A 1,708-nucleotide genomic window follows, 5' to 3' on the forward strand; every position below is an offset into this window, starting at 1 on the left:
GTATGGGACAGGAAAAGTCTCATTAATGAAGCAAGTGACAAGAGATTTAGTGAATGGAGACAAAGTAGATTATCCAGAATTTTTAGTAGCCAAAAAGAAAAAGTTTGGATTGTTCTAGGAGGAATTAGGGTGGATGAAGTGAATGTATCTAATCTAAACAGGGAAACAAAAAAAGTTAGGGAAGAAATATTAATAAAGAAAGAAGAGATTGATTCAAAATATTTATATTTATTTGTAAAGAGAATAATTGATATTTTTGGAAGTTTGATCGGGTTGGTAGTTCTTTCACCACTCTTTCTTATTGTTGCATATAAAATAAAAAAAGAAGACCCATCCGGTCCAATATTCTTTTCTCAAGAACGGGTTGGAAAAAATGGAAAAACCTTTAAAATGTACAAATTTCGCTCGATGTGTGTAGATGCTGAGGAGAAGCTAGAATTTTTGCTTCAACACAATGAGGTTCAAGGGGCAATGTTCAAAATGAAAGAAGATCCCAGAGTTACCAAAATCGGAAAATTTATAAGAAAAACGAGTATTGATGAGCTCCCACAGTTATGGAATGTAATAAAAGGTGAGATGAGTTTAGTAGGACCTAGACCACCATTAATAAGGGAAGTTTTAGAGTATACTAGTTTTTCAAAGCAAAGATTATTAGTAAAACCTGGCTGTACTGGTTTATGGCAAGTCAGCGGAAGAAATCATGTGGGATTTGAAGAGATGGTAGAATTGGATTTAAAATATATAAGTAATCAAAGTTTAGCAAATGATTTTAAAATAATATTAAAGACATTTAAAATTATAATCCTTCCAAATGGTGCGTATTAGCGTAAAAACAAGGTTTAAAAGGAGTAGTTCATGAATAAAAGTATTTATATTATTGGATCAAAAGGTATACCAGCTAAATATGGAGGGTTTGAAACATTTGTTGAGAAATTAACTGAAAACAGAGTGGATACAAACATACAATATTATGTTGCATGTATGGAAGAGAATTCAATAAAATCAGAAATCTACGAAGAGTATTTTGAGTACAATGGAGCGAAATGCTTTAATGTTAGAGTTCCTAATGTGGGTCCAGCTAAAGCCGTATTATATGATATATTAGCTTTGAAAAAAGCTATTGAAATATCGAAAAAAAATAACGATGATAAACCAGTATTTTATGTGTTAGCTTGTCGTATTGGACCTTTTATTAACAAAATAAAGAAAGAAATAATTAAATTGAATGGTAAACTATTCGTCAATCCGGATGGACACGAATGGAAACGTGCAAAATGGAGTTATCCAGTTAGGAAATATTGGAAGCTATCGGAAAAATTAATGGTTAAAAAAGCTGACTTACTAATTTGTGATAGCAAAAATATTGAGAAATATATTAAAGACGATTATAAAAAGTATAATCCAAAAACGACTTATATTGCTTATGGTACAGATACAGGGATGAGTAATCTAAAAAGTAACGATAAGACGGTAAGAGAATGGTATAAGAACAAAGTAGTTAAAGAGAACGAATATTATCTAGTTGTTGGGAGATTTGTTCCTGAAAATAATTATGAGACTATGATTAAAGAGTTTATGAAGTCAGATTCTAAAAAAGACTTTGTGTTAGTTACTAATGTTGAAGAAAATAAATTTTTTGAAAAGCTAAAAAGTAAAACCGATTTTGAGAAAGATGGTCGGATAAAGTTTGTTGGTACAGTATACGATC

Annotated in this window: 2 protein-coding genes; both read left to right on the forward strand. The window is 30.6% G+C overall.

Going from position 1 to position 1,708, the window contains the following annotated elements:
• Positions 1–129 precede the first annotated feature (129 nt).
• Positions 130–825: a sugar transferase gene (locus A5867_RS07045; RefSeq protein WP_087627223.1), complete on the forward strand. Its 696-nt coding sequence runs from the start codon at positions 130–132 to the stop codon at positions 823–825.
• A gap of 30 nt (positions 826–855) precedes the next feature.
• A partial coding sequence (locus A5867_RS07050) for a DUF1972 domain-containing protein (protein WP_087627225.1) occupies positions 856–1,708 on the forward strand: 853 nt, incomplete at its 3' end.

The sequence above is a fragment of the Enterococcus sp. 6D12_DIV0197 genome (genome assembly GCF_002174385.1).
Lineage (GTDB): Bacteria > Bacillota > Bacilli > Lactobacillales > Enterococcaceae > Enterococcus_D > Enterococcus_D casseliflavus.